At 66.7% G+C, this 1,128-nt stretch carries 1 pseudogene; it reads left to right on the top strand.

The window, feature by feature from the left end:
* The first annotated feature begins 80 nt into the window (after positions 1-80).
* Positions 81-1,118, top strand: a pseudogene (locus QSK18_RS35625) (IS481 family transposase).
* Positions 1,119-1,128: the final 10 nt, after the last annotated feature.

Below are 1,128 nucleotides of genomic sequence, written 5' to 3' on the forward strand. Positions count from 1 at the left end.
GTCGGTGAACTGAGGACGGGTTCCTTGGCAGAGGATGTGAATCACCACAAGACACACCTCAGGACCCCAAGGAACCCGTCATGCACCGCCGTAGTGCTCCGCTGACCCTGGCCGGACGCCTGCGCTTGATCGAACGCTGCGAGCATCGTCCGATCGCCCACGTCGCTGCTGAGGCCGACATCTGCCGTCAGTGCCTCTCGAAGTGGATTAACCGCTACCGGCGCCTGGGCGAGGACGGCCTGCTCGATGGCTTCAGCGCTCCGAAGGCCAGCCCGAGCCCGACGTCACCGCAGGTCATCGCCGGATCGAGGAGCTACGGCGGGAGAAGAAGTTCTCCGCCCGCGCTATCGTGATCGAGCTGGCCGGCGAAGGCGTCCGGATCAGTGAATCGACCGTGGCGCGCTGGCTGCGCAAGCTCGGGATCAACCGCCGCCGCGACCTCGACCCTTCCGGCGCCTCGAACCGCAAGCCCGCGGGCACGATCGCCGCCCGCTATCCCGGGCACATAATCCACGTCGGTGTGAAGAAGCCCGGGCGCATCCCCGACGGCGACGCCTGGCGGGCCCACGGCCGCGGATCCGCCGAGCACAAGACCTCTCCCCGCGGCCCGCCAACGCACCCACACGACCTCGCAGAACAAGGGCGTACGGACCGGCTACGTGTTCCTGCACACCGCGATCGACGGGTTCTCGCGCCTGGCCTACGCCGAGCACTTGCCCGATGAGAAGGCCGCCACCGCGATCGCTTTCATGACCCGCGCCCGCGCCTGGTTCCGAGCTCACGGCATCGAAAGGATCACCCGGGTCGTGACCGACAACGGCGCCTGCTACCGCGCCGGTGTGTTCCTGCGCGCGTTGAACACCCTAGGTGTCTCGGTCCATCAGCGGATCCGCCCTTTCACGCCCCGCCACAACGGCAAGGTCGAGCGCTACAACCGGATCCTGGCCAAGGAGTTCCTCTACGCCCGCGTCTGGACCTCAGAAACCCAACGCGCGCAGGCCATCCCCACCTGGAACATCTACTACAACTACCATCGAGCTCACACCACTGCCAGGAACCAGCCTCCAGCACAGCGGCTCCACACCGGCGTCACCAACGTCATGGCCGGGAACAACTAGGCATGAGCAG

It is taken from the genome of Kineosporia sp. NBRC 101677, from assembly GCF_030269265.1.
In the GTDB taxonomy this organism is placed as follows: Bacteria; Actinomycetota; Actinomycetes; order Actinomycetales; family Kineosporiaceae; genus Kineosporia; species Kineosporia rhizophila.